Source organism: Streptomyces sp. NPDC029674, from assembly GCF_044903205.1.
Classification (GTDB): Bacteria; Actinomycetota; Actinomycetes; order Streptomycetales; family Streptomycetaceae; genus Streptomyces.
In genome coordinates this window covers 105,233-129,102 of the sequence record NZ_JBJDPY010000001.1, presented here as the reverse complement: position 1 = coordinate 129,102, position 23,870 = coordinate 105,233, and the positions used below count along the sequence as shown (strand labels likewise).

Below are 23,870 nucleotides of genomic sequence, written 5' to 3'. Positions count from 1 at the left end.
GAAACGCTGGGCTACTGAGCGCCATCGGCCGTGTCAAGTCCCCAATTCGGGTGACTGTAGGCGTGGTTCGGGGCGGGCGAGTGTGAGGCGGTCTCGGCTGAGCGGCAGCCGTGCACGTCCTGAACGGCAGCCCGGCGCGGACCAGGGGGGAACGGTTGCGGCACTTTCGCCTGCTCGTCGTGGGCAACGGCGTCTCGGCGTACGGCAGTTACCTGAACATGGTCGCCCTCAACGTCTTCGTCTACGAGGTGACCGACAGCGCGCTGGCCGCTGGGATCTTCATGGCCGTACGCCTGTTGACCAGTGTCGCGTCCGGCTTTGTGAGCGGGCGGCTGGTCTCGGCGTACGACCGTAAAGTGTTGATGGTCGGCGCCGATCTGACGCAGTGCGCCGCAATGATAGCGCTGCTGATCGCCCCCGACGCGGGCCGTGCCGGGCTTCTCTACGTACTGGCCGTCGTGACCGGCTTCTGCTCCACCCTGTCGGGCGTCGCGCTGCGCACCAGCATCCCGGAGATCGTCGGCAGCGACCTGCGGTTGCGCGCCAACTCGCTGCTTGCCACGGGGCGTTCGCTCGCGATGATCGCCGGGTTCGCCTCCGCGGGTGTCGTGGTCGCCCAGCTGGGATACGTCGCCGCCATCTCCCTGGACGCCGCCACCTTCGCGGTCTCCGCGTGCGTGCTGCTCTCGCTGCCTATCCGTACGAGGGCGGAGCCGCGGGAAGCGCCGGGGGCGGTTGCGGGTGAGGCGGCGGAAGGTGCGGGAGCCGGGCGGCGCAGGCGCGCCGCCGGCTCGCTCCTGCTGCTGCGGGCCGCTCCCGTCCTCGCCCTCATGATCGCGCTGCGGGCCGCCGACGGCCTCGGCTCCTCGTCCCACAACGTGGCCCTGCCCGTCTACTCCAGCGACCTCGACCCGTCCCACCCCGCCACGTTCATCAGCCAGTTCTGGGCCACCTGGGCCATCGGCAACATCGTCATGCAGCAGGTGTGCGGGCGGTGGGCAGGGCGCGGCGGCCGGCAGGGGCCGGGGGAGCGGGCGTTCGCGGTCGGGGCCTGCGTGATGTCGGCCGCGTTCATCGTCGTCTTCGCCGGGCTGCCCACGGGGGTGGCCGTCGTGGCCGCCCTGGTGGCGGGCATGGCCGACGGGCTCACCGAGATCGCCTACGTCACCCGCCTCCAGGCGGCCCCCGACGAACAGCGAGGCAGGCTCTTCGGCCTCTCCGCGTCGGTCGAGAACACCGGCTTCGGCCTGGGAATGCTGGTCAGCGGCGCCCTCCTGGACCGCTTCTCGCCCTTCCAGGTGGTGGGCCTGCTGCATGGGGTGGCGATCGCGCTGTGTATCGGGATGTTCGTGGTGATGGTGCGGCAGGGCCGGACGGCGACCGACAGGGCGGTGACCGTCCCGGCGCGGAGCGGCGGTTCCGTGGAAAGCGAGAGTGAGGCCCGATGACCGCCATCGAACGTGACGCCGCCATCGAACGTGACGCCGTGGACGGCCGTGACGCGGCGGGCGGCCGTGACGCCGTCGCCGTCGTCGGGATGTCCTTCCGGCTGCCCGGCGCGGACACCCCGGAGGAGTTCTGGCGCACGATCCGCGACGGCACCGACTGCATCCGCCGCTTCACCGATGCCGAGCTCGCCGCCGCCGGAGTGCCCGAAGAGCGGTACGGGGCCGACGAGTTCGTCGGGGCGAGCGGGGTCATCGACGGCATCGCGGGGTTCGACGCGGCGTTCTTCGGGATGAGCGCCCACGAGGCGCGGATCACCGATCCGCAGCAGAGGCTGTTCCTGGAGTGCGTGCACCACGCGCTGGAGAACGCCGGGTACGCAGGAGGGGGCGGGGACGCGGCCGGGCGCGAGGTCGGGGTGTACGCCAGTACCGGCTACCACCTCTACTCCCTCCAGAACTACCTCCAGAACAACGTCCTCAAGGGCGAGATCGCCGACTGGGTCGCCGGTCTCCAGGTCACCATCGGCAACTTCAACGACTTCACCGCCAACCGCGCCGCCTACCGCCTCGGCCTCACCGGCCCCGCCGTCAATGTCCAGACGGCGTGCTCCAGTTCGCTCACGGCGGTGTATCTCGCGGCGCAGTCCGTCGTCGCCGGGGAGTGCGACATCGCGGTCGCCGGGGCCACCGCCCTGCACGTGCCGCAGGTGCTCGGCTACCAGTACGTCAAGGGATCCATCCTCTCCAAGAGCGGGTACCTGCGGCCCTTCGACGCCGACGCGGACGGCACGGTCGGCGGTACGGGCGTCGTGGCGGTGGTGCTCAAGCGCCTCGACCGGGCGGTCGCGGACGGCGACCACGTCCACGGCGTCATCCGGGGCTGGGGGGTCAACAACGACGGCGCGGACAAGAAGGCGTTCACCGCGCCCAGCGCGGCCGGCCAGCGGGGCGCGATCCGCCGCGCCCTGCGCCGGGCCGGTGTCGACGCGAGCACCATCGGCTACCTGGAGACGCACGGGACCGGCACGTTCAAGGGCGACCCCATCGAGTTCGAGGGCGCGACCGCCGCGTTCCGCGCCGACACCGACCGCACCGGCTACTGCGCGCTCGGCTCCGTCAAGGCCAACATCGGCCACCTCGACGTGTGTTCGGGCCTGGCGAGCCTCGTCAAGGCCCTCCTCGTACTGCGGCACGGCGTCATCCCGCCGATGGCCAACTTCCGCCGCCCCAACCCCGCCCTGGACCTCGCCGCCAGCCCGTTCTACATCCCCGAAACCGCACGCCCGTGGCCGGAGGGCGACGTGCCGCGCAGGGCCTGCGTGAGTTCGTTCGGCGTCGGCGGCACCAATGTGCACGTCGTCCTGGAACAGGCCCCCGAGCCCGCGCCCCGGCCCGCCGACGCCCCACCGCCCCCCGGCCTCCTGCTGGTCGCCGGCCACACCGAGCAGGCGCTCACCGCCAACGCCGCCGCCCTCCGCGACCACCTGCGCGCCCACCCCGGCACGCACCCCGCCGACCTCGTGACCACGCTGGCCCTCGGCCGCGCCCACCGCAGGCACCGGCTCGCCGTGCGGGGCGACACCGTGCCCGCGCTCACCGGCGCCCTCGACGACTGGCTGGCGCGGCCCCGGCCATGGCCGCCGGGCGGGGACGGCGCCGGGTTCCTCTGCACGGGGCAGGGCAGCCTCCACCGGGGCGCGGCCCGCGCTCTCTACGGGCGCTTTCCCGTCGTACGCGAAGTCCTGGACGCCTGCGAGCGGCAGTTCGCCGACCTCACCGGCGGGGACAGCCTCCTCGGCCCGCTGCTCGGCACCGGAGACGGAGACGGGGGCGGGGCCGCGGGGGAGCCGGTCCTGGACACCGACGTGGCGCAGCCCGCGCTCTTCGCGCTCCAGTGCGCGCTCGTCCGCCTGTGGCGCGAGGCGGGCATCGCGCCGCGCGTCGTGGCGGGGCACAGCGTGGGGGAGTACGGCGCGCTGCACGCGGCGGGTGTGCTGTCGGCCGAGGACGGGCTGCGGCTGACCACCGGGCGCGGCAGGCTCATGCGGCTCCGGTGCGAGCCCGGCGCGATGGTCGCGGTGCAGACGGACACGGCCACGGCGGAGCGGCTCGCCGCCGAGGTCCCCGGCGTGGAGCTCGCCGTCACCAACGGCGGGTGGAACCAGGTGCTCGCGGGCCCGGCGGCCGCCGTGGGACGCCTGACGGAGCTGCTCGCCGGGCGCGGCGTTCACGCGCGGGAACTCCCGGTGCGGCACGCCTTCCACACCGCCCTCATGGACCCGGTCCTCGACGGGCTGCGGGAGCTGGTCGCCGAGGCCGTGCCGCGACCGTCCGACGTGCCGTTCGTGAGCGGCCTTGACGGACGCACCCGGCCGCCCGGCTGGGTCCCGGACGCCGACTATTTCGTACGGCAGACGCGGGAGCCGGTGCGCTTCGCGGACGTACTGCGGGAGTTGGGGACGGCGGCGTACGACGACGTGGGCGCGCTGGTGGAGCTCGGCCCGCACACGACGCTCAGCGGCCTCGCGCGCAGGGAGCTCCCGGACCGGGCGGCCCTCCCGACGCTGCGGCGCGGCGCCGGACTCGAACCGCTGTGGGACGCGGCCGCCGGTCTGTACCGGGCCGGGGCGCCCGTCGCCTGGCGGGCCTTCATGGACGGCGGGGCGGGTCGCAGGATTCCCCTGCCCGGCTACCGATTCCAGCACAAGGACTACTGGACAGGGCCGGAGAACTTCCTTCCCCGGCCCGTACGACACGGACAACTCGCAAGGGGTGGGGCGGAAGTGGCACAGGACGAGGCAGCGGTCGAGCGCGTGCTCCAGCACATCATCAAGGTCACCGCGAAGCACCTCAGCTACGACACGAGTGAGATAGCCGAGGACGCTTCCTTCTTCGACCTCGGCGCGGACTCCCTCCAGATGATCGGGGTGCTCCGGGAGCTGGAGGAGGAGCACCAGGTCAAGGTGTCGATGCGGGAGCTCTTCGAGGAGGCGGGCACGGCGAAGGGGCTCGCGGTGATCATCGCGGGCAAGGCGGGGGCGGGGCGCGTCGAGCCGCTGCCCGGACGGCTTTCCGAGCCGCTGCCGGAACGGCGCTCCGAGCCGCTGCCCGAGCCGCCGGTTCATGCGGCGCCCACGATCCCCGCGCCGACGGCTCCCGCGCCGACGGCCCCCGCGCCGACGGTCACGCCCGCCCCGGCGGCGCCCACCGAGTACGCCACCCGGCAGGAGGTCGAGGACCTCGTGCGCCAGGTCCACCAGCTCACCCAGATGCAGCTGCAAGTCATGGGCCAGCTCTCCCAGCTGCTCGCCGCGCAGGGGGATCGATGACCGCGCCCGGCTCCGTCTCCGCCGCCGTCGACCGGGACCTCGCCGCGATGGCCGAGCTGTCGCGGCGCATCACCGAACAGATGGGGGCGACGACAGCGGCCGAGGAGACTCCGGCGCCGCGCCCCGCCCAGCACGGCCCCCGCCTGGAAGTCCCCCGCGGCTCCGGCATGCTCCGCGGCACCGCGTCCGACAGCCAGCGGGCCCACCTGGACGACCTCGTCCGCCGCTACACCGCCAAGACGGCCACCTCGAAGAGCATCACCCAGCGCTACCGCCGCGTGCTCGCCGACAGCAGGGCGGCGGTCGGCTTCCGCAGCAGTACGAAGGAGATGCTGTACCCCATCGCGGGGCGGCGGGCGAAGGGCTCCTGGCTGGAGGACGTCGACGGCAACCGCTATGTCGACATCACCATGGGCTTCGGCGTCCTCCTCTTCGGCCACGAGCCCGCATTCGTCACCGAAGCGGTCCAGGAGCACCTCTCGCGCGGCATCCAGCTCGGCCCGCGCACCGTGGAGACCGGCGAGGCCGCCGAGCTGCTCGCCGAGCTGACCGGCATGGAGCGCGTCGCCTTCGCCAACTCCGGTACGGAGGCGAACTCGGCCGCCATCCGGCTCGCCCGCGCCGCCACCGGACGCTCCCGCATCATCACCTTCGAGGGCGCCTACCACGGCCACAACGACAACGTCCTCGGCCGCTCCCCGCACACCGGCGGCGAAGGCCTCACCACCGTGCCGATGTCCGCGGGCGTCCCGCACAACGCCGTCGCCGACCTGCTCGTCCTGCCGTACGGCAGTGAGGAGAGCCTCGCCGTCATCGAGCGGGAGGCCGCAGGCATCGCGGCGGTCGTCGTGGAGCCGGTCCAGAGCCGCCATCCGTCGCTGCGGCCCGCCGAGTTCGTGCGCAGGTTGCGCGAACTGACCGCGCGCCACGGCATCGTGCTGCTCTTCGACGAGATGCTGACCGGTTTCCGCCCCGCGTTGCGCGGCGCCCAGGAGCTCTACGGCGTCACGCCCGACCTGGCCACGTACGGCAAGCTGCTCGGCGGCGGTTTCCCCATCGGCGCCGTCGCGGGCCGGGCCGACATCATGGACGGCATCGACGGCGGCCACTGGCGGTACGGGGACGACAGCTACCCGCAGGCCGACACGACGTTCTTCGGCGGTACGTACATCCAGCACCCGGTGTCGATGGTCGCCACCCGTGCCGTACTGGCCCACCTCAAGGAGCACAGCCCACGGCTCCAGGAGCGCCTGAACGCCCGCACGGACGCCATGGCCGCCACCCTCAACGCCTTCTTCGAGGCGGAGGGGTTCGCCCTCAGCATGAGCCACTTCGGCTCGATGTTCCGCTTCGAGCACCGCGCGGACATGGAGCTGCTCTACCACCACCTGATGCTGCGCGGCGTCCACGTGTGGGAGTGGCGCAACTTCTTCCTGTCCACCGAACACTCCGACGGAGACGTCGAGTTCATCGTGGACGCGGTGAAGGACTCGTTGCGGGAGCTGCGCGACGCCGGGTTCTCGCTCGGGACTCCCACCAGGCCCAGGCCCCGGGCCAGTGCCCCCGCCAAGCCGCAGGCGATGGCCTGGAACAGTGCGGCCGCGGCCCAGCCGGAGCGGTCTGAGCAGCCGGAGCCCGCCCGCCCCCGCCCGCGCCCCCGCCCCCTCGACTTCGGCGTCTACTTCTTCGGCGACTACCCGCAGGACGAGGCGGCCCCGCGGCACGGCAAGTACGACCACATCCTGGAGACGGCCCGGTTCGCCGACCGCAGCGGCTTCCACTCCCTGTGGATCCCCGAGCGGCACTTCCACTCCTTCGGCGGCCTCTTCCCCAACCCCGTCGTGCTCGCCGCCGCCCTCGCCCGCGAGACGAGCCGCGTCCGCATCAACGCGGGCTCGGTGGTGCTGCCGCTGCACGACCCGATCCGCGTCGCCGAAGAGTGGTCGATGGTCGACAACCTGTCCGGCGGCCGGATCGGTATCGGCTGTGCCGGCGGATGGAACGCCGACGACTTCGTCTTCTTCCCCGAGCGCTTCGGCTCGCACCGCGAGACGATGTACGAACAGGTCGAGCAGGTAAGGCAGTTGTGGCGGGGCGACCCGGTGCGCCGCGCCACCGGGGACGGCGAGAGCAACCTGCGGCTGTTCCCCCGCCCCGTCCAGGACGCCCCGCCCATGTACACGGCCGTCGTCGGCAACCCGGCGTCGTACGAGCTGGCCGCGCGCCACGACGTCGGCATCGTCACCAACCTCATGACGCAGAGCGTCGAGCAGCTCCGCGACAACGTCGCCCTCTACCGGCGCACCCGCGCCGAGTGCGGTCTCGACCCGGACGCCGGGCACGTGGCCGTGCTGCTGCACACGTACCTCGCCGAGGACCACGCGACGGCCCGCGCCGAGGCGCGCGAGCCGCTCTCCCGGTACATGCGCTCCTCCCTCTCCCTCTTCGGGAACGTCGCCAACAGCCTGGGCCACCGGATCGACCTGTCGGCGATGACCGAGGACGACCTGGACGTGGTCTTCCGCCGCGCCTACGACCGCTACTGCGACCAGCGGGCCCTCATCGGCAGCCCCGAGAGCGTGCGGTCCGTCGTGGACGCGGTGCGTGCCGCGGGCGCCGACGAAATCGTCGGTCTCGTCGACTTCGGTGTCGCGCCGGCCGTGCTGCGGGACGGCCTGGTCCACTTCGACGGGCTGCGGCGGGCGTACGTGACTCCTCCCGAGCCGGTGACCGACCGCGGGGCGCCCCTGTCCCCCGGCCAGCAGCGTGTCTGGTTCCTGGAGCGGATGCTGCCGGGCCGCACCGCGTACAACGAGACCAAGGCCATCGAGCTCGAAGGGACGCTGGACGTCCCCGCGCTGCGCGCCGCCCTGTGCGACCTCGCCGAACGGCACGAGCAGCTGCGCAACGTGTTCCGTGAGGTGGGCGGCGAGCCGCGGCAGTTCACGCTCCCGCCCGGCGAGGCGGACTTCGAAGTGGTCGACGGCACCGGCACCGACCCCGACACCCGTACCGGAGACCTCGTCGCCGACGTGCTCAGGGCCGAGAGCGAGCGCCGCTTCGACCTGGCCAACGGCCCGCTCTTCGTCACGCGGCTCGTCCGCCTCGGTGCGCGGCGGCACGTCCTCGTCCTCTCCCTGCACCACATCGTGATGGACGCGGCCTCGGCCGCCGTGCTGGCCCGCGACGTCTCCGCCCTCTACCGCGCCCACCTGCCGGGCGCACCGGCCGCGGAGCTCCCCGCCCTCACCCGCACCTACGCCGAGCACGCCCGCGCGCAGCGCGCCGCGCTCGAAGGACCGAAAGCGGCCGAGGACCTCGCGTACTGGAAGAAGGCGCTCGCCGGCGACCTGCCCGTCCTGCGGCTGCCCACCGACCGGCCGCGGCCCGCCGTGATGACGTCCAACGGCCGCGCCCTGTTCCGTACGCTCGAACCCGAACTGTCCGACGGTGTCAGGCGGTTCGCCCGCGAGCACCGCAGCACTCTCTTCATGACCCTGCTCGCCGGCTACGCGGCCGCGCTGCGCCGCGTCACCGGCCAGGACGACCTGGTCATCGGTACTCCGATGTCCGACCGCACCGCCGAGTACGAGGACGTGGTCGGCTTCTTCGTCAACACCCTGGCCCTGCGCCTCGACCTCTCCGGCGACCCGGACTTCGGCACGCTCCTCGACCGCGTACGGGGCATGGCGCTGGACGCGTACGACCACGCGGACGTGCCCTTCGAGGCGGTCGTACGGGAGCTGGCGCCGCCCCGCACGCTCGACCGGACGCCTGTCTTCCAGACGCTCGCCGAGTTCGAGACCGGCGACCCCTTCCGCTTCGACCTGCCCGGAGTGCGGGCGACGCCGCTCGACTCGGGGCCGGACAAGGCGCTGACGGACCTCAGCGTGTACTTCACCGACCAGCCCGGTGGCATCCGCTGCCACCTGGAGTACCACACGGACCTCTTCGACGAGGCGACGGTCGACGCGCTCTTCGCCACCTTCCGCGACGTCCTCGCGGATGCGGTGGGGGACGGGAGCGTTCCGGCCGTGGTGCCCCGCGAGTGGCGGCACGGGCCCGTCCGGCAGCGGACGGCGAGCGGCACCGTCGACTCCCTCGCGTCGCGCTGGGCCGAGGTCGCCCCGGACCGCCCCGCCGTGATCAGCGGTGAAGTGACGCTCACGTACGGCGAGTTGGCGGCGCGGGCCGAGCGGCTCGCGGCCGTGCTGCGGACCGCGGACGGCGGCGGCGCACCGGTCGCGCTGTGGCTGCCGCGCGGCGCCGACCTGATCGTCGCGATGCTGGCGGCCCTCAAGTCGGGGCGCGGGTACGTGCCGCTGGACCCCGGACAGGGCGGCGCGCGAGCCGAGGCCGTCGTGACGGAGAGCGGCGCGCGGATCGTGGTGGTGGACGGTGCGGAGGCCGGTGACGCGGGCGTACGGCCCACGTGGCCGGCCGGGACGACACTGGTGGACGTCACCGCAGCCACTCCCCTGAGCGACCCGGCGACGACGGCACCACCCACCCCCGACTCCCTCTGCTTCGCCATCTACACCTCCGGCAGCACCGGCACCCCCAAGGGCGTAGCCGTCCCGCACCGGGCGGTCGTGGACCTGTGCCAGTGGCACCACGAGCGCTTCGGGTTCAGTGCGGACGACCGGGCCGCCGCCGTCTGCAGTCAGGGCTTCGACGCGGCCGCGCTGGAGATCTGGCCCGCGCTGACCGCGGGCGCCACGGTCGTCGTGGCCGACGACGCGGTCCGCAGGGACCCGGCCGTGCTGGCCCGCTGGTACGCGGACCACCGGATCACCTTCTCCATCCTGCCGACGGCTCTCGGCGAGGCGGTGCTCACGCTCCCCGAGGACCGGCAGCCGCCGCTGCGGCACCTGCTGCTGGGCGGCGACGTGCTGCGCACCCGGCCGCGCCCCGGCGCCCCGTACGAGACGGTGAACGTCTACGGCCCCACCGAGGTGACCGTCCTGTGCACGGTCCAGACAGTGGAACCGCACCCCGCCGACGGCCCGATACCCATCGGCCGCCCCGTCGACAACGTCACCCTGCGGGTGCTCGACGAGCGGGGCCGGGAGGTGCCCGCCGGTGAGGTGGGGGAGCTGTACGTCGGCGGGCCCGGTGTCGCCGCCGGGTACCTGGGCAGGCCCGACCTCACGGCGGAGCGCTTCGTGGACGACCCGCTGGGCGCCGAGGGGCTGATGTACCGCACGGGCGACCTGGTCCGCTGGACCGGCGACGGCGCGCTGGAGTTCCGGGGCCGGGCCGACGACCAGGTGAAGATACGGGGCCACCGCGTCGAACCCGAGGAGGTCTCGCGCGCCCTCAACGGCCTGGCGGAGGTCCGCGACGCCCTCGTCCTCGCCCACCGCGACCGCCGGGGCGAGGCCCGCCTCGCCGCCTACGTCGTACCCGCGTCGGCTGGGCAGGCTTCGACCTCGGCTCAGGAACAGGCCCTGGCCGACCGCCTCACGGCGGAGCTGGCGGCCCGCCTCCCCGACCACCTCGTGCCGCACGCCTGGTCCGTACTCCCCGAACTCCCCCTGTCCCCGAACGGCAAGGTGCACCGCGCCGCGCTCCCCGTCCCGGCCCTGACCACCTCGACCGCCCCCGCGAAGGCCCCGGTGACCGCCGCTCCCGCCGACGGCGTCGAGGCCCGCCTGAAGCGGCTCTGGGCCGCGGAGTTCGAGCTGGACGCGGCGGCGATCGGCGCCGACGCCTCCTTCTTCGAGCTGGGCGGTCACTCGCTCACGGCGATCCGTCTCGCGAACGGCGTACGGGAGGAGTTCGGTACGGAGTACCCCGTGGCCCGCTTCTACGAGGAGCCGACGCTGCGGGCGATGGCGGCGTACCTCGAAGGGACCGCCAAAGGAGACGCCGGAGGAGACGCCGGAGGGGACACGGACGTGGTGGGGCGCGCCCCCGTCACCGCCCAGCAGGCCGCCTTCATCACCCGGCACCGCACCCATCCGCGCCCGCAGATCTACAACGTGGCGATGCGGCTCACCCTGACGGGAGCGCTGGACGTACGCGCCCTGCGTACCGCGCTCACCCAACTCGTCGCCCGGCACGCGGCGTTGCGCACCCGCTTCGTGCGGGACGGCGGGGAGTGGTGGCAGGAGGCGCTGCGCCCCCGGCCGGTGGAGCTGCCGGAGGAGGACCTGCTCGCGCGCCACGGAACGGCGGGCGCCGCCGAGGCGGAGGCGGAACGGACGGCCGCGGACACGGCGGCGGTCCCCTTCGACATCGAGGCCGAACTCGCGCTCGTACTCCGCCTGTTGCGCACCGGACGCGACCGCTGGGTGCTGCTCTTCGTCCTGCACCACGCCGCCTGCGACGGCTGGTCCGTCAGCGTCCTGCTGCGCGAACTCGCCGCGCTGTACCGGGCGGCGGCCACCGGCGCCCCGCACGGCCTCCCGGCGGACGTCCCGCAGCCGGCCGAGTACGCGCGCTGGCAGCGCGAGCAGAGCCGTACGCAGGACAAGGGCCGCCTGGTCGACTACTGGGCGCGCCAGTTGAAGGGCGCCCCCTTCGGTATGCCGCTGCCGCTGGACAGGCCGCGCCCCGCGGAGCTGAGCGGCGCGGGGGACGTGGTCCTGTTCACGGTGGGCCGGGCCGTGCGGGCCGACGTCGAGGCGCTGGCGCGCCGGCACCGCACGACGCCCTTCGTGGTGACGGCGGCGGCGCTGGGCAGGCTGGTCGCGGAGGTGGGGAAGGAGCCGGACGTCGTGCTCGGCATCTCCTACGCCAACCGCGAGCGGCGCGAGTTCGAGGCGCTCGCCGCCTGCACGGTGTCGTCCTTCACGCTGCGGGTGCGGGGCGGCGGCGCAGCGTCGTTCGGGGCGCTGGTGGACCAGGTGGCGCGCGACGCGGTCGGGGCCATCGACCACGCCGCGCCGATCCGCGCGGTGGCGGCGGACGTGAGCGCCGCGCTGGGCACCGAGGTGCCGGAACGGCTGGCGCTCGGCTTCCAGTACCAGAGCTCCCTGGAGACGGAGATCGAGCTGCCGGGCGTGACCACGGCGGTCGAGGACCTCGCGGTCCCCGGCGCCCGCTCCGAGTTCAACTTCGGCCTGATCCCCACCGGCGACGTGCTCTCCGGCTACCTGGAGTACTCGACCGACCTGTGGGACCGCGCGACCGTCGAGGCCTGGACCGGCGCGTACGTCGAGCTCCTGGCGCGGGAGACGGCGCGGGCGCTACGGGACGGGGGTCCCCTCACCGGCGGCCGGTGACGCCGTCGTCCACCGGCCCGGCGGGTGACCGGGCGGCGTCAGGTCGGCGACCAGGCCGTAGTGGTCGCTGACCTGCACGCCGTCCACCGGTTCCACCAGGACCCGGCGGCACGAGGAGACGTGCAGGGTGGGGCCGTGGGAGCCGCAGCGGAGCAGGACGTAGTCGATGCGGCGGTCCGACGCCGCGGGCATGTCGCCCTGCCGCACGAGGGGGTTGTCCGGGCTGAAGGTGGGGCCCGGCTCGTGGGGCTGCGCGGTCGACCAGGCGTCCTGGAAGCAGACGCTCACCCCGTCCAGCGACTGGAGCCCTTGCAGGAACCGCAGACTGGCGGAGTGGGGTGACGCGTCGAGGTCGCCGAGCAGGACGGTGTGACGCGCGGGGTGTCCGGCGGTGACCCGGTCGACGAGGCGGGCGGCGGCCAAAGCCTGGAGCTCCCGCTCGTGCTCGTAGTCGTAGGGCCAGCTCGGCTTGTGATGGACGACGAGGACCGGGCCGAAGGGTTCCGGGAGCGCGAGCTCGGCGGCGACGACACCGCACCAGTCGGTGCGTGCCGTACGCGCGGTCACCTGCAGCGGGTCGCTCACGACGCGGCCGAAGGGGCGGCGGGCGGCCAGCACCGCTCCCACGCCGTCGGAGGACCACCGGGGGTGCGGGACGACGTGCCAGCCCGCGTCGCCGAGCGCGGCCACGTCGGCGCGCGTCACTTCCTGCAGCGCGAGGACGTCCGGGGCCAGCCGCCGCAGCTCCCGCGCCAGGATCTTCCTCCGGCGCGCGCCGTCGGCGTACCGGGGCTCCAGCACGTTCATGGTCATCAACCGCAGACCGGAGATCGCTCCACCCATCGTTTCAGCGTGGCACACGGGCCCGCCAGTACTGCTCCGCCCCCTCGTCCCGTACGACGAAACCGAGCCCCCGCACCGTCTCGGCCAGCTCCCGCGCGTCGTGCGGTGCCTTCCGCTTCAGCGCGGCCTCCCGCGCCGCGAGGAGCGCGTGGACCTCGGCAGGCAGGCCGGGGGTGCCGGGGATCCAGCGGTGGAACAGCGACGCGTGCGGGTCGCCGTCCCGCCACGGGTAGCCGTGCGCGCGGAACGCCCCGGCCAGCGCGGCGGCGCGCGGCCCGGGCTCGCCGCGCACGAGCTCCCCGGAGTCCGCGCCGAGCAGCACGAGCTCCTTGCCGTCCAAGAACACCGCCGAGATGTCGGCGCGTTCGAAGGTGAGCGTCCGGCCGTCCCGCTCGACCCGCACCCGCGTGCCGGACAGCTTCAGCGTCAGCGTCTCGGCGATCGCCGTGAAGGCGAGGGCCAGCCCGGCGACCAGGCCCGCGGCCATGACGAGCGCGGTCTGCCAGGGCGCGTCGAGCCTGCCGACGAACTCGATGCCGTCCCGCCACGGCAGCACCGGCGAACCGGACGCCCAGCGGGCGAGCCGCGGCACGACGAGTCCGACCAGCAGCCCGAGCAGGGGCAGACCGCCGAGCAGCAGAAGCAGGTCGCTGCGCGGATGCCCTAGCTCCGTGACCGTCTCCCGCGCCGCGCCGCGCGCCTTGTCCCGCTCCCTGCTCCGCTCCCTGCCCCGCGCCTTGCCGAGCTCTTCGCCCGCCATTCCGTGCACCCCGTTCCGCCCCGTCGGTCGTCTCCTGCGAGACGCTAGGAGCGGGGGAGGGCCCCGCGCAGCCGCCGAAAGTCGCGCGCGGCCCTACTTCGGTAGATCTCTCTCAGCCGACCGGCACCAGGGTCAGATATGCGAGGCCCAGCACCCGGCGGTAGCCGCGCAGCCAGGACGAACGCTGTGCGTCGACGCGCTCGCGGGTCTCGGCGGCCAGCGCGTGGCCGGGGTGCGCGGCCAGCCACTCCTCGACGTCGGAGCGGTAGCCGGACTCGAAGGCCTCCCACTCCTCCACGCTCGCCGTCTCGATCCACAGGGGCCGGAACCCGGCCTCGATCGCCGCGTCCACCAGGTCGCCCAGCGACAGGTGTTCGCCCGCGTCGGCGTCCGGCCACATCGCGGCGAGCTCCTCCGCGGTGGGCTCGCGCTGCCAGAAGCCCTCGCCGAGCAGGACGCGGCCGCCCGGGTTGACCAGGCGGCGCAGCGCGTGCAGCGCCTCGACGGTCGTCCGGGGCGGTGCGGCGGAGCTGAGCGCGTGGCTCGCGCTCAGGCACAGCACGGCGTCGGCGGGCCCGCGCGCGGTGTCCGTCGCCGACTCCTCGGCGAAGACGGCCCGGCCGTCGAGTCCGCGCTCCGCGGCGTTCTTGCGGCCGCGCTCCAGGTCCTCGCCCTTGAGGTCGACGCCGACACCGGTCGCGCCCGGCACGGCTTCGAGGACGCGCAGCATCAACTCGCCCCAGCCGCAGCCGATGTCGAGGACGGTACGAGGATTGGCCGCGGCCAGCCGCTCGACCAGCCGGTCCGCACGGGCCTCGGAGAGCGGGCCGTGGAAGGTGAGGCGGGTGAGGCGCGGGGGATGATCGGAGTCAGTGGTCATGGCCGGGCACGCTAACCCATCAACGGCCCGCCGGACCAGCGCTTTTGCCGCCGCCCCCGGCCTCCCCGGCCGCGCCGGACCGCTCGTCGACGCGCCGCAGATGCCCGGCGAGGACGTCCGCCGCGTCCGGGGTGAGCGTGCGCAGGGCGACCATGGCCGTGATGATGACGTCGCAGAGTTCGGCCTGTACGTCGTCCCAGGTGTGGGAGGCGCCCTTGCGCGGGTTGTGCCCGGTGGCGCCGATGACCGCCTGCGCGACCTCGCCGACCTCCTCCGACAGCTTCAACATCCGCAGGAGCAGGGCTTCTTGGGGTGCGCTGCGGCTGTGGGAGTCGAGCCATTCGTAGAGGCGCTCGACGGTGCCCCACGGGTCCTGCCGGCCTGCCGGTGCGGGTGCGTCCTGCTGATCGTCGTCCATACCCCGCACCTTGCCACGCCGCCCGCGGCACCCCCTCTGACCGTCCCCCCCCCGGGGCCCGCTACGCCTCCCCGGCCTCCGCCGCCCGTACGTTCTTCTTCCGCGCCCCCAGCGTCGCGAGCACCCCGACCGCCGTTCCTGCCAGCGCGGCCGGGACCATCCAGGTGCGGTTCAGGGAGTGGCCGAGGGCGTGATCGAGGGAGCAGCGGCCGGGGCCCGTGACGGCGAGGGCGGCGGAGACCATGCCGAGGAAGGCCGGGTACTCGTAGCCGCCGCCCTGGCTGAAGAAGCCGTTCGGCGCGTGGACGGCCGTGGCACCGGCCATTGCGCCCGCCGCCGCCGAGCCCGCCGCGGGGGTCGCGAGGCCGAGGGCGAGGAGGACGCCGCCGCCCGCCTCGGCGAGCCCCGCGATGACGGCGTTCGCCTTGCCGGGCGCGTAGCCGATGGACTCCATGAAGGCGCCGGTGCCTTCGACGCCCCCGCCCCCGAACCAGCCGAACAGCTTCTGGGCGCCGTGTGCGGCGAGCACTCCGCCGGTGCCCGCGCGGAGCAGCAGCAGCCCGAGGTCCCGGCGGTCCGGCGACGAGCAGGTGGTCATGGGGAACTCCCGGTTCGGCCCCTGGGCGGGGCGGCGGATGCGTCGGCTTCCACCGTCCACCGGGCAGGGCCGCGCCACCCGGCCCGCGGGTCCGTCCGGGTGACGGGGCCGGGTGACGCGGCATCCTCAGCGGTGGCGGCGCGCGCGGGCCGGTGCGAGCGTGAGCCCATGAGTATTCAGGTGAACCGTCTCTCCGACCCCGCCGTCCGGGCCTTCGTCACCGCGGTGAACGCCCACGACAAGGCCGCCTTCGACGCCCTGCTCACGCCCGGCGCGACCATGTCGGACGACGGCTCCGACCGGGACGTCACGGACTGGACGGACCGCGAGATCTTCTCCTCCAACGGCCACCTGGACGTCGAGTCGGAGGCGGACGGCGGCCGGACCCTGCTCGCCTCGTACCGGAACGACACCTGGGGCGAGATGCGCACCAAGTGGCGGTTCACCGTCGAGGACGACGGCAGGATCTCCCGCTTCGAGACGGGCCAGGCCTGACCACCGCCCGGTGCTTCCCCCCGATCCAAACGAGAGGCCCTAGTGGCAGCTGGTGCTGCCGGAGCCGGCCCGCGACCACGAGCAGGAGTCCTGCTGCGAGCCACTGGGCTTGATGAGGCGGGCCTTGTCGCCGGTGTTGTTCCAGACGTAGTTGGTCCGGCCCCAGTAGCGCACGCCGGAGGCGTTGGTGCCCTTGCCTGTGCGGACCTTGACGGTCTTGCCGGCGCCGATCTTGTAGCTGCCGAAGACGTACGTGTAGCCGGTGTCGTCCTTCAGCTGGTAGCCCTTGAGCTGGATCGCGGAGCGGGTGTTGTTGTGGATGTTCACCCACTCCGCGTTCAGCGAGGAGTTCGAGCGGGTGTCCCGGCCCGGGCTGTCGTACTGGATGGAACCGAGGTGCAGCCCGCCCTGGTGGCGTGCCGTCGCCGCCGACGCGGGGGACGCGGCGAGCAGGGCCACCGACAGGGCGGTGGCGGTGAGGACGGCGGGGGCCGCGGTACGTATGCGCAAGGAGTGCTCCAAGTGTGAAGTTCTCGTGGAGAGAGCCTGAGCATACGGGGAGCGCTGGCCGGCTTAATGCGGTACGCCCCATTCCGCTTGTGGAGGTACCGCCCTCGCCCCCGCGTCGACCGCCTCCGCGTCAACCCCGCCCGACGTACGGCATGTTCGTCGCCAGCACCGTCGCGAACTGGACGTTCGCCTCCAGCGGCAGCTCCGCCATGTGCCGCACCGTGCGTGCCACGTCCGCCACGTCCATCACCGGCTCGCTCGCCAGCTGCCCGTTGGCCTGGAGGATCCCGGACTGCATGCGCGCGGTCATGTCGGTCGCGGCGTTGCCGATGTCGATCTGGCCGACCGCGATCCGGTAGGGCCTGCCGTCCAGCGACAGTGACTTCGTCAGGCCGGTCAGGGCGTGCTTCGTCGCTGTGTACGCGACCGAGTTCGGGCGCGGGGCGTGCGCCGAGATGGAGCCGTTGTTGATGATCCGCCCGCCCTGCGGGTCCTGCTCCTTCATCTGCCGGAAGGCCGCCTGCGCGCACAGGAACGCGCCGTTCAGGTTGGTGTCGACGACGTGCCGCCACGCCTCGTAGGGCAGCTCCTCGACCGGCACGCCGCCGGGGCCGAACGTGCCCGCGTTGTTGAAGAGGAGGTCCAGGCGCCCGAAGCGTTCGCCGACGCGGGCGAAGAGCGCCGCCACGTCCTCGGGCCGCGACACGTCCGTACGTACGCACAGGGCGGCGTCGTCCCGCGCGCCCGGCGCGGCGGACGCGAGGGCGGCCGTCTCCTCCAGCGTCTCGGGGCGGCGCCCCGCGAGCGCCACGGACCAGCCCGCGGCGAGCAGTTCGAGGGCGACGGAGCGGCCGATTCCGGAGCCGGCTCCGGTCACCACGGCGGTCTTCGGCGATGCAGTTCGCTCAGCGTTCATGGCCCCGCAGCGTACGGGAGGGCTGTCCACGCGGACATCATCCGCCCGCCATGCGGCTGTTGTGTACGCGACAGGCCCACGTCGTCCCCCGCCACTTACATGCCCCTGACACCAATCGTCAGGGGAGGGCCACATGACACCCGCAGGCCAGCACCACGCACCGGAACTCCGTGCCGCCGCGCGCCACTTGGGGCGCCGCAGGTTCCTCACTGTCACCGGCGCCGCCGCCGCGCTCGCCTTCGCCACCAACCTGCCCACCGCCGGCGTCGCGGGCGCCGCCGAGCTCGACGCCCGCCGCATCACCGAGAACCCCTTCACGCTCGGCGTCGCGTCCGGCGACCCGCAGCCCTCCTCGGTCCTGCTCTGGACCCGCCTCGCCCCCGCCCCCTACGAGCCCGGCGGCGGCCTGCCCCAGGAGCGCGTCACCGTCCACTGGGAGCTCGCCCACGACGCCCGCTTCCGGCGCGTCGCCAGACGCGGCAAGGTCACCGCCCACCCCGAGTTCAGCCACACCGTGCACGTCGAGGCCGACCACCTCGACGCGGGCCGGACCTACTACTTCCGCTTCAAGACCGGCAGCTGGGTGAGCCCGACCGGCCGCACCCGCACCGCGCCGCCCACCGGCAGCCGCCCCGGCGCCCTCACCCTCGCCGCCGTCTCCTGCCAGGCGTACCACGACGGCTACTTCACCGCGTACAAGCACCTGGCCCAGGACGACGTCGACGTCGTCTTCCACCTCGGCGACTACCTCTACGAGTACGCCGTGAACTCCGTCGGCGGCGCCCGCAACTACACCGACCGCACGCTGCCCGCCCACTTCAACAAGGAGACGCAGACCCTGGAGGACTACCGCCTGCGGTACGCCCTCTACAAGTCCGACCCGGACCTGCGCGCCGCCCACGCCGCGCACCCCTTCGTCGTCACCTGGGACGACCACGAGGCCGAGAACAACTACGCCGACGACATCGACGAGAACGGCAACCCCCCGGCCGAGTTCCTGCTCCGCCGCGCCGCCGCCTACCGCGCGTACTGGGAGAACCAGCCGCTGCGCCGCGGCCAGCTGCCCAGCGGCCCGGACGCGCAGCTCTACCGGCGCCTGAAGTGGGGCCGCCTCGCCCAGTTCGACATCCTCGACACCCGCCAGTACCGCTCCGACCAGGCGTACGGCGACAAGGCGCACGTCCCGGGCCCCGAGACCGACGACCCGAGGCGCACCATCACCGGCGCCACCCAGGAGCGCTGGCTCATCGACGGGTGGCGGCGCTCGCGCGCCCAGTGGAACGTCGTCCCGCAGCAGGTCACCTTCTCCCAGCGCAAGCTCGACCTCAACGCGCAGGCGAAGCTCTCCATGGACGCCTGGGACGGCTACCGGGCCTCCCGGCAGCGGGTCCTCGCGGGCGCGCGGTCCGCGGACATCGAGAACCTCATGATCCTCACCGGTGACGTGCACGTCGGCTACGCCTTCGACATCAAGGCCGACTTCGACGACCCGGACTCGAAGAACGTCGGCACGGAGATCGTCGCCACGTCCATCGCCAGCGGCAAGGACGGCGCGGACAAGCCGGCCAACTGGGAGACCTACACCAAGGCCAACCCGCACCTGAAGTTCTACAACGGCCGCCGCGGCTACGTGACGGTCGCCCTCGGCGGCGACTCGGCGCGGGCCGACTTCAAGACCGTGTCGGCGGTGACGACGCCGGGCGCCCCCATCAGGACGGCCGCGTCCTTCGTGACGGAGTCGGGCGACCCGGGGCTGCGGCCCGCGTAGCGCAGGGCCAGGGCCAGGTTGTTGTTCACGGTGAAGTAGGGGCGCACGGAGACACCGGACTCGTCCCCGGGCCCCCCGGCGGCCGGGTACACGTCGGTCCGCTTGCGGGAGACGACATCGCCGATGACGCGCGCCACGCGGACGGGCTCGGCCCCGGGGGCCGGGCGGAGCGCCAGGTCCCACGTCTCCCGCGCCCCCCGGCCTGCGTCCAGCGCCCGGGAGTACGGGAGCGTGAAGCGGAAACGGTCCGCCCCCGACGCCGTCACGTCGGTCTCGAAGGCGGCGGCCGGATCGTGACGCGGTACGGCGAGGAGGCGGGGGCGCTGCCCCCGGTCGAACTCCGCGCCGTACAGCGTCCCTTCGACCGAGCACGACGTGGCGTCGGTGGTCACCGTGTGGGCCTCCGCGTGCGCGGGGCGGCGCCAGGCCCGCACGGAGAGGTTGTTCTTGTCGGTCGAGTACGGGATCCACCAGCCGAACGGCGCTTCCGGCGAGACCGGCAGGGTCAGCAGGTCGCGCTGTTCGACCGTCGTGGCGGCGACCCGGCGCCGCGCCCCGTCGTCGGAGCGCACGACGTGGAAGTCCCAGCGGCCCTCGGCGAGCGGGTGGGCGCGGCGTTCCAGCACGGCCGTCCAGGGCTCGTCGTCGGACTCGGGCAGCCGCAGCGGCACCTCGACCAGGTGCTCGCCGAGGCCGTCGGAGCCTCGTAGCGTCGCGGTCAGGGTGAACGCGCTGCCGGGCATCCCGGCCCGGTCGAGCCGTACGACGAGGTCGCCGGCCGCGTTCACGGCACAGGCGGACCGCGGACGCAGCGCGCCGGAGCCCGCCGGGCGGCCCCGCCCGGCCTTGCGCACGGTCCGCCGCACGGCCTGCCGGGCGGCCGCCTTGGCACGCCCGAGGCCGGCCGCCACCCGGCAGTCGAGCGGGACCGGGGCGGGCGGCGATGCGGCGCGCAGGCCGGTGAAGAGTTCCTCGTAGCGCCGGGCGATGTTGTCGGGCGCGTACCGCTCGACGTTGCGCCGGGCCGCGGTGCCCATGGCGCGGCGCAGGTCGGCGTCCTCGATGAGCCGCAGGATGCCCCGCGCGACGGCCGCGCTGTCGCCCGAGGGGACGAGCAGACCGTCCTCGCCGTCCCGGATGATCTCGGCGGGTCCGTGGGGACAGTCGGTGGCCACCACGGGAGTGCCGCACTGCATGGCCTCCACGATGGTCATGCCGAACGACTCCTCGCGCGAGGTGACGGCGGCGATCGAGCCCTTCGCCCACTCGGTGGCGAGGGAGGGGATGGCGCCCATCAGGAAGACGTGGTCGCTCAGGCCGAGTTCGTCGATGCGGGCGCGCAGCGGCGCGTGCTTCGGGCCGCGTCCGTAGATCCGCAGCTTCCACTCCGGGTGCGCGGCGGCCACGGTGGCGAAGGCGTCCACGAGCAAGCCGTACCGTTTCACCGGGATCAGGCGGCCGCCGGCGATGACGAGCGGGGCCGCGCCGTCCGACGCGGTGGTGAGGGGCGGCGGCGGTGAGGCGTTGGGGACGGCCACGATCGGGGTGCCGGTGGCCGCGAGGTGCTCGCGGTGCGTGACGGCGTCCGCCTCCGTGACGGTGGTGTGCGCGTCCAGCGCGGCGATGGCGGCGTCCTGGGCGGCGCGGATGCCGGGCTCGTGCGTGCCGTACACCCGGTGTTCCTGACCGACTTTCAGGTAGTGGCCGCGGCCGAACTCGGCCAGATACATCACGAGCCCCGGCCTGGTGGCCACCACCACGTCGGTGTCCGTGCGGCGCAGGAACCGGGCCACCCTGCGGTCGGTGAGCCGGTCGAAAGCCGCGCCCCGCGCCTCGGCGGGCGGCACCAGCGAGGTGGGCTCGCCCAGCAGCTCGTGGGCCAGGTCGTTGCGCGGCGCGTGCGGCCGGCTGTCGATCAGGGACCGCAGCCGGACCTTTCCGCCGAGCGGCAGGCTGGGCCTGTCGCGCGGGCGCCAGACACTGACGATCTCGACGTCGTGGCGCTCGGCGAGGGCACTGGCGGAATTGAAAGTGGCGCGGATGGTGCCACCGATTCCGTAGGCGTTCTGCAGCAGAAAGGAGATTCGCATCGAGCCTTGTCCAGATCGGCGGTCGGAGCCGGGGCCCGAATTGCCCGGCGATGTTGCTAAACGAGTGAAGCGTGCGGACGTCACACATCCGGTCCCGACCACGCACCCGGAGCTGCGACCATGGAGGGCGGATCCGATCAACCGGGAGGGGCGGAATGCCTGAGCGCGGGCAGAGTACGGCGGAGCACCGGATAACCGAGGCGGCGGAGCCACCGGGCCCCGCCGCCCTTCGTCGTACCGGAGCCCTCGTCACGTTCCTCCTCGGCGGCCTCACCGCCGTCGCCCCGCTCTCCATGGACATGTACCTGCCGGCCCTGCCGGAGGTCACCGACGCCCTGCACTCCCCGGCCGCGACCGTCCAGCTGACCCTGACCGCCTGCCTCCTCGGCATGGCGCTCGGCCAGCTCGTCGTCGGCCCGATGAGCGACAAGTGGGGCCGCCGCCGCCCGCTCCTCGGCGGCCTGCTCGTCTACGTGGTCGCCACCGCGATCTGCGCCTTCGCGCCCACCGTCGAACTCCTCATCGGCTTCCGCCTGCTCCAGGGCCTCGCGGGCTCCGCCGGCATCGTCATCGCCCGCGCCATCGTCCGTGACCTGTACGACGGCGTGGCGATGGCCCGCTTCTTCTCCACCCTGATGCTGATCTCCGGCGTGGCCCCCGTCGCCGCCCCCCTCATCGGCGGCCAGGTCCTCCGCTTCACGGACTGGCGCGGCATCTTCGTCGTCCTCACCGTCGTCGGCACCGCGCTGACCCTGCTGGTCTGGCGCCGCCTCCCCGAGACCCTCGCCCCGGACAAGCGGCACGGCGGCGGCACCGTCGAGGCGCTGCGCACCATGAAGTCGCTCCTCGCCGACCGCGTCTTCACCGGCTACATGATCGCGGGCGGCTTCGCGTTCGCCGCGCTCTTCGCGTACATCTCCGCCTCGCCCTTCGTGATCCAGGAGATCTACGGCGCCTCCCCGCAGACCTTCAGCCTCCTCTTCGGCGTCAACTCCGTCGGCCTGATCGCCGTCGGCCAGCTCAACGGCAAGTTCCTCGTCGGCCGGATCAGCCTCGACAAGGTCCTCGGCGCCGGCCTGGCGATGATCGCGGCCGCCGCGACGGCGCTGCTGCTCATGACGAGCGGCGTCCTCGGCGACGTCGGCCTCCTCCCCGTCGCCGCCGGGCTCTTCGTCCTCATGTCGTCGATGGGCCTCGCCCTGCCCAACACCCAGTCGCTGGCGCTGACCCGCACCCCGCACGCCGCCGGCTCCGCCTCCGCGCTGCTCGGCACCTCCTCCTTCCTCATCGGCGCGGTCGCCTCCCCGCTCGTCGGCATCGCGGGCGAGGACACGGCCGTCCCGATGGCCGTCGTCCAACTGGTCTGCGCGCTGGCCGCCGCCGCGTGCTTCGTGGCACTGTGCCGCCCCTGGCAGCGCACGCCGACGGAGGAGGCGGACCACTGAGCGCACCACGACTCCTGCGCCCCGGCACCCCGGACCGCGCGGGCCTCGACCCCGACGAGATCGGCCGCCTCGTCACCGAGGTGCGCGACCTGACGTGCGGGCCGCGTCCGTGGTGCGCGGGCGCCGTGGTCATCGTGGGCCGCGGCCCCGTGATCGCGGCCGAGGAGGCCGCGGGCTGGGCGGTGCGCTACGCCTCGTACGACCCGGAGAGCGACACCGGCGTCGAGCTGCCCCGCGAGTGGCGCGTACCGATGCGCACCACCACCCCCTTCGACCTCGCCTCCCTCACCAAACTCTTCACGACGATCGCCGCCGTGCAGCAGCTGGAGCGCGGCACGCTCGGCATCGACGCGCTCGTCGGGGCGTACCTCCCCGAGTTCACGGCCGCCGCCGAGCACGGCATCACCGTCCGCCAGCTCCTCACCCACACCTCGGGGCTGCGGCCCGAACTGCCGCTGTACGACTGCCCGGACGGCCCCGCCCGCCTCGCCGCCCTGCGCGCGGAGGCCCCCGTCGGCGAGCCGGGCGACTACGTCTACTCCGACCTGAACATGCTGCTGCTCCAGCACATCCTGGAGCGCCTCACCCGCCGCCCCCTCGACGCCCTCGTCCACGAGGGCATCACCCGGCCGCTCGGGATGACCGCCACCGGCTTCGGACCGCGCCCCGACGCCGCCGCGACCGAGGACCAGCGCAGGCCCTGGGCGAAGGCCGACCGCGGGATGCTGCGCGGCACCGTCCACGACGAGAACGCCTGGGCGCTCGGCGGGGTCGCCGGGCACGCGGGCCTCTTCTCCACCGCCCGCGACCTCGCGGTGCTCTGCCGCACGCTGCTGTGCGGCGGCTCGTACGGCAGGGCCCGCATCCTCGGCCCCGACTTCGTCGAGCTGATGCTGGCGGGCTCCGGCCTCGGCTTCGGCATCGACCAGCCGTGGTTCATGGGCGAGCTCGCGGGGCGCGGCGCGGCCGGGCACACCGGCTTCACCGGCACGTCCCTGGTCCTCGACCCGGCGACGGACACGTTCCTGGTGCTGCTCGCCAATACGGTGCATCCGCGGCGGCGGGGCGCGGACAGCGCTCCTCGGGCTGCGGCGGCCACGCGGGTCGCCCGTGCGGCGCGGGGGCGGTAGCGCGGGGCCCC

At 73.7% G+C, this 23,870-nt stretch carries 14 protein-coding genes and 1 pseudogene; 7 read left to right on the top strand and 8 right to left on the bottom strand.

What is annotated here, in order from left to right; genetic code table 11:
• Nucleotides 1–155 precede the first annotated feature (155 nt).
• The 3 genes from ACI2L3_RS00535 to ACI2L3_RS00525 are packed head-to-tail and all read left to right on the top strand — an operon-like array spanning nucleotide 156 to nucleotide 12,006.
• On the top strand, nucleotides 156–1,448 hold the full coding sequence (locus ACI2L3_RS00535) for an MFS transporter (RefSeq protein WP_404750088.1): 1,293 nt from the start codon (nucleotides 156–158) through the stop codon (nucleotides 1,446–1,448).
• Nucleotides 1,445–4,777, top strand: a complete 3,333-nt coding sequence (locus ACI2L3_RS00530) for a type I polyketide synthase (RefSeq protein WP_404750087.1) — start codon at nucleotides 1,445–1,447, stop codon at nucleotides 4,775–4,777. The genes ACI2L3_RS00535 and ACI2L3_RS00530 overlap by 4 nt, the downstream gene beginning before the upstream one ends.
• The gene (locus ACI2L3_RS00525; RefSeq protein ID WP_404750086.1) at nucleotides 4,774–12,006 is read left to right on the top strand and encodes a MupA/Atu3671 family FMN-dependent luciferase-like monooxygenase; all 7,233 of its coding nucleotides are present in this window, start codon (nucleotides 4,774–4,776) and stop codon (nucleotides 12,004–12,006) included. Before ACI2L3_RS00530 ends, ACI2L3_RS00525 begins: the two co-directional genes overlap by 4 nt.
• Here the strand turns inward: ACI2L3_RS00525 and ACI2L3_RS00520 are convergent.
• From ACI2L3_RS00520 to ACI2L3_RS00500, 5 genes are all read right to left on the bottom strand, one after another.
• The gene (locus tag ACI2L3_RS00520; RefSeq protein WP_404750085.1) at nucleotides 11,971–12,849 is read right to left on the bottom strand and encodes an endonuclease/exonuclease/phosphatase family protein; all 879 of its coding nucleotides are present in this window, start codon (nucleotides 12,847–12,849) and stop codon (nucleotides 11,971–11,973) included. The genes ACI2L3_RS00525 and ACI2L3_RS00520 overlap by 36 nt on opposite strands.
• A gap of 4 nt (nucleotides 12,850–12,853) precedes the next feature.
• The gene (locus ACI2L3_RS00515; RefSeq protein WP_404750084.1) at nucleotides 12,854–13,609 is read right to left on the bottom strand and encodes a hypothetical protein; all 756 of its coding nucleotides are present in this window, start codon (nucleotides 13,607–13,609) and stop codon (nucleotides 12,854–12,856) included.
• 112 nt (nucleotides 13,610–13,721) lie between these two features.
• Complete coding sequence (locus tag ACI2L3_RS00510) at nucleotides 13,722–14,489, bottom strand: SAM-dependent methyltransferase (protein ID WP_404750083.1); 768 nt, start codon at nucleotides 14,487–14,489, stop codon at nucleotides 13,722–13,724.
• Between the two features lie 19 nt (nucleotides 14,490–14,508).
• Complete coding sequence (locus tag ACI2L3_RS00505) at nucleotides 14,509–14,907, bottom strand: MazG-like family protein (protein WP_404750082.1); 399 nt, start codon at nucleotides 14,905–14,907, stop codon at nucleotides 14,509–14,511.
• A 61-nt stretch (nucleotides 14,908–14,968) separates the two neighbouring features.
• Nucleotides 14,969–15,505, bottom strand: coding sequence for a DoxX family protein (locus ACI2L3_RS00500; protein ID WP_404750081.1), 537 nt, complete (start codon nucleotides 15,503–15,505; stop codon nucleotides 14,969–14,971).
• A gap of 168 nt (nucleotides 15,506–15,673) precedes the next feature.
• Between ACI2L3_RS00500 and ACI2L3_RS00495 the strand changes: the two genes are divergently transcribed.
• Nucleotides 15,674–16,000 carry a nuclear transport factor 2 family protein gene (locus tag ACI2L3_RS00495; RefSeq protein WP_404750080.1) on the top strand — a complete coding sequence of 109 codons (327 nt, stop codon included), beginning with the start codon at nucleotides 15,674–15,676 and terminating at the stop codon, nucleotides 15,998–16,000.
• 39 nt (nucleotides 16,001–16,039) lie between these two features.
• Here ACI2L3_RS00495 and ACI2L3_RS00490 read toward each other — a convergent pair whose 3' ends face one another.
• Together ACI2L3_RS00490 and ACI2L3_RS00485 are read right to left on the bottom strand one after the other, a co-directional pair.
• Complete coding sequence (locus tag ACI2L3_RS00490; protein WP_404750079.1) at nucleotides 16,040–16,510, bottom strand: lamin tail domain-containing protein; 471 nt, start codon at nucleotides 16,508–16,510, stop codon at nucleotides 16,040–16,042.
• Between the two features lie 130 nt (nucleotides 16,511–16,640).
• On the bottom strand, nucleotides 16,641–17,426 hold the full coding sequence (locus ACI2L3_RS00485) for an SDR family oxidoreductase (RefSeq protein ID WP_404750078.1): 786 nt from the start codon (nucleotides 17,424–17,426) through the stop codon (nucleotides 16,641–16,643).
• A gap of 133 nt (nucleotides 17,427–17,559) precedes the next feature.
• Between ACI2L3_RS00485 and ACI2L3_RS00480 the strand changes: the two genes are divergently transcribed.
• Nucleotides 17,560–19,194, top strand: coding sequence for an alkaline phosphatase D family protein (locus ACI2L3_RS00480; protein WP_404750077.1), 1,635 nt, complete (start codon nucleotides 17,560–17,562; stop codon nucleotides 19,192–19,194).
• A 986-nt stretch (nucleotides 19,195–20,180) separates the two neighbouring features.
• Here ACI2L3_RS00480 and ACI2L3_RS00475 read toward each other — a convergent pair.
• Nucleotides 20,181–20,924, bottom strand: a pseudogene (locus ACI2L3_RS00475) (glycosyltransferase); the annotation flags it as partial.
• Nucleotides 20,925–21,439: 515 nt separating this feature from the next.
• Between ACI2L3_RS00475 and ACI2L3_RS00470 the strand changes: the two are divergent.
• Together ACI2L3_RS00470 and ACI2L3_RS00465 are read left to right on the top strand one after the other, a co-directional pair.
• Nucleotides 21,440–22,729: a multidrug effflux MFS transporter gene (locus ACI2L3_RS00470; RefSeq protein ID WP_404750076.1), complete on the top strand. Its 1,290-nt coding sequence runs from the start codon at nucleotides 21,440–21,442 to the stop codon at nucleotides 22,727–22,729.
• Nucleotides 22,684–23,859: a serine hydrolase domain-containing protein gene (locus ACI2L3_RS00465; protein ID WP_404750075.1), complete on the top strand. Its 1,176-nt coding sequence runs from the start codon at nucleotides 22,684–22,686 to the stop codon at nucleotides 23,857–23,859. The genes ACI2L3_RS00470 and ACI2L3_RS00465 overlap by 46 nt, the downstream gene beginning before the upstream one ends.
• Nucleotides 23,860–23,870: the final 11 nt, after the last annotated feature.

Bases quoted from the DNA above. Each gene is read 5' to 3' on its own strand.
- ACI2L3_RS00530 (WP_404750087.1), top strand. From the start codon at position 1,445: ATGACCGCCATCGAACGTGACGCCGCCATCGAACGTGACGCCGTGGAC.
- ACI2L3_RS00525 (WP_404750086.1), top strand. From the start codon at position 4,774: ATGACCGCGCCCGGCTCCGTCTCCGCCGCCGTCGACCGGGACCTCGCC.
- ACI2L3_RS00520 (WP_404750085.1), bottom strand. From the start codon at position 12,849: ATGGGTGGAGCGATCTCCGGTCTGCGGTTGATGACCATGAACGTGCTG.
- ACI2L3_RS00515 (WP_404750084.1), bottom strand. From the start codon at position 13,609: ATGGCGGGCGAAGAGCTCGGCAAGGCGCGGGGCAGGGAGCGGAGCAGG.
- ACI2L3_RS00510 (WP_404750083.1), bottom strand. From the start codon at position 14,489: ATGACCACTGACTCCGATCATCCCCCGCGCCTCACCCGCCTCACCTTC.
- ACI2L3_RS00505 (WP_404750082.1), bottom strand. From the start codon at position 14,907: ATGGACGACGATCAGCAGGACGCACCCGCACCGGCAGGCCGGCAGGAC.
- ACI2L3_RS00500 (WP_404750081.1), bottom strand. From the start codon at position 15,505: ATGACCACCTGCTCGTCGCCGGACCGCCGGGACCTCGGGCTGCTGCTG.
- ACI2L3_RS00495 (WP_404750080.1), top strand. From the start codon at position 15,674: ATGAGTATTCAGGTGAACCGTCTCTCCGACCCCGCCGTCCGGGCCTTC.
- ACI2L3_RS00485 (WP_404750078.1), bottom strand. From the start codon at position 17,426: ATGAACGCTGAGCGAACTGCATCGCCGAAGACCGCCGTGGTGACCGGA.
- ACI2L3_RS00480 (WP_404750077.1), top strand. From the start codon at position 17,560: ATGACACCCGCAGGCCAGCACCACGCACCGGAACTCCGTGCCGCCGCG.
- ACI2L3_RS00470 (WP_404750076.1), top strand. From the start codon at position 21,440: ATGCCTGAGCGCGGGCAGAGTACGGCGGAGCACCGGATAACCGAGGCG.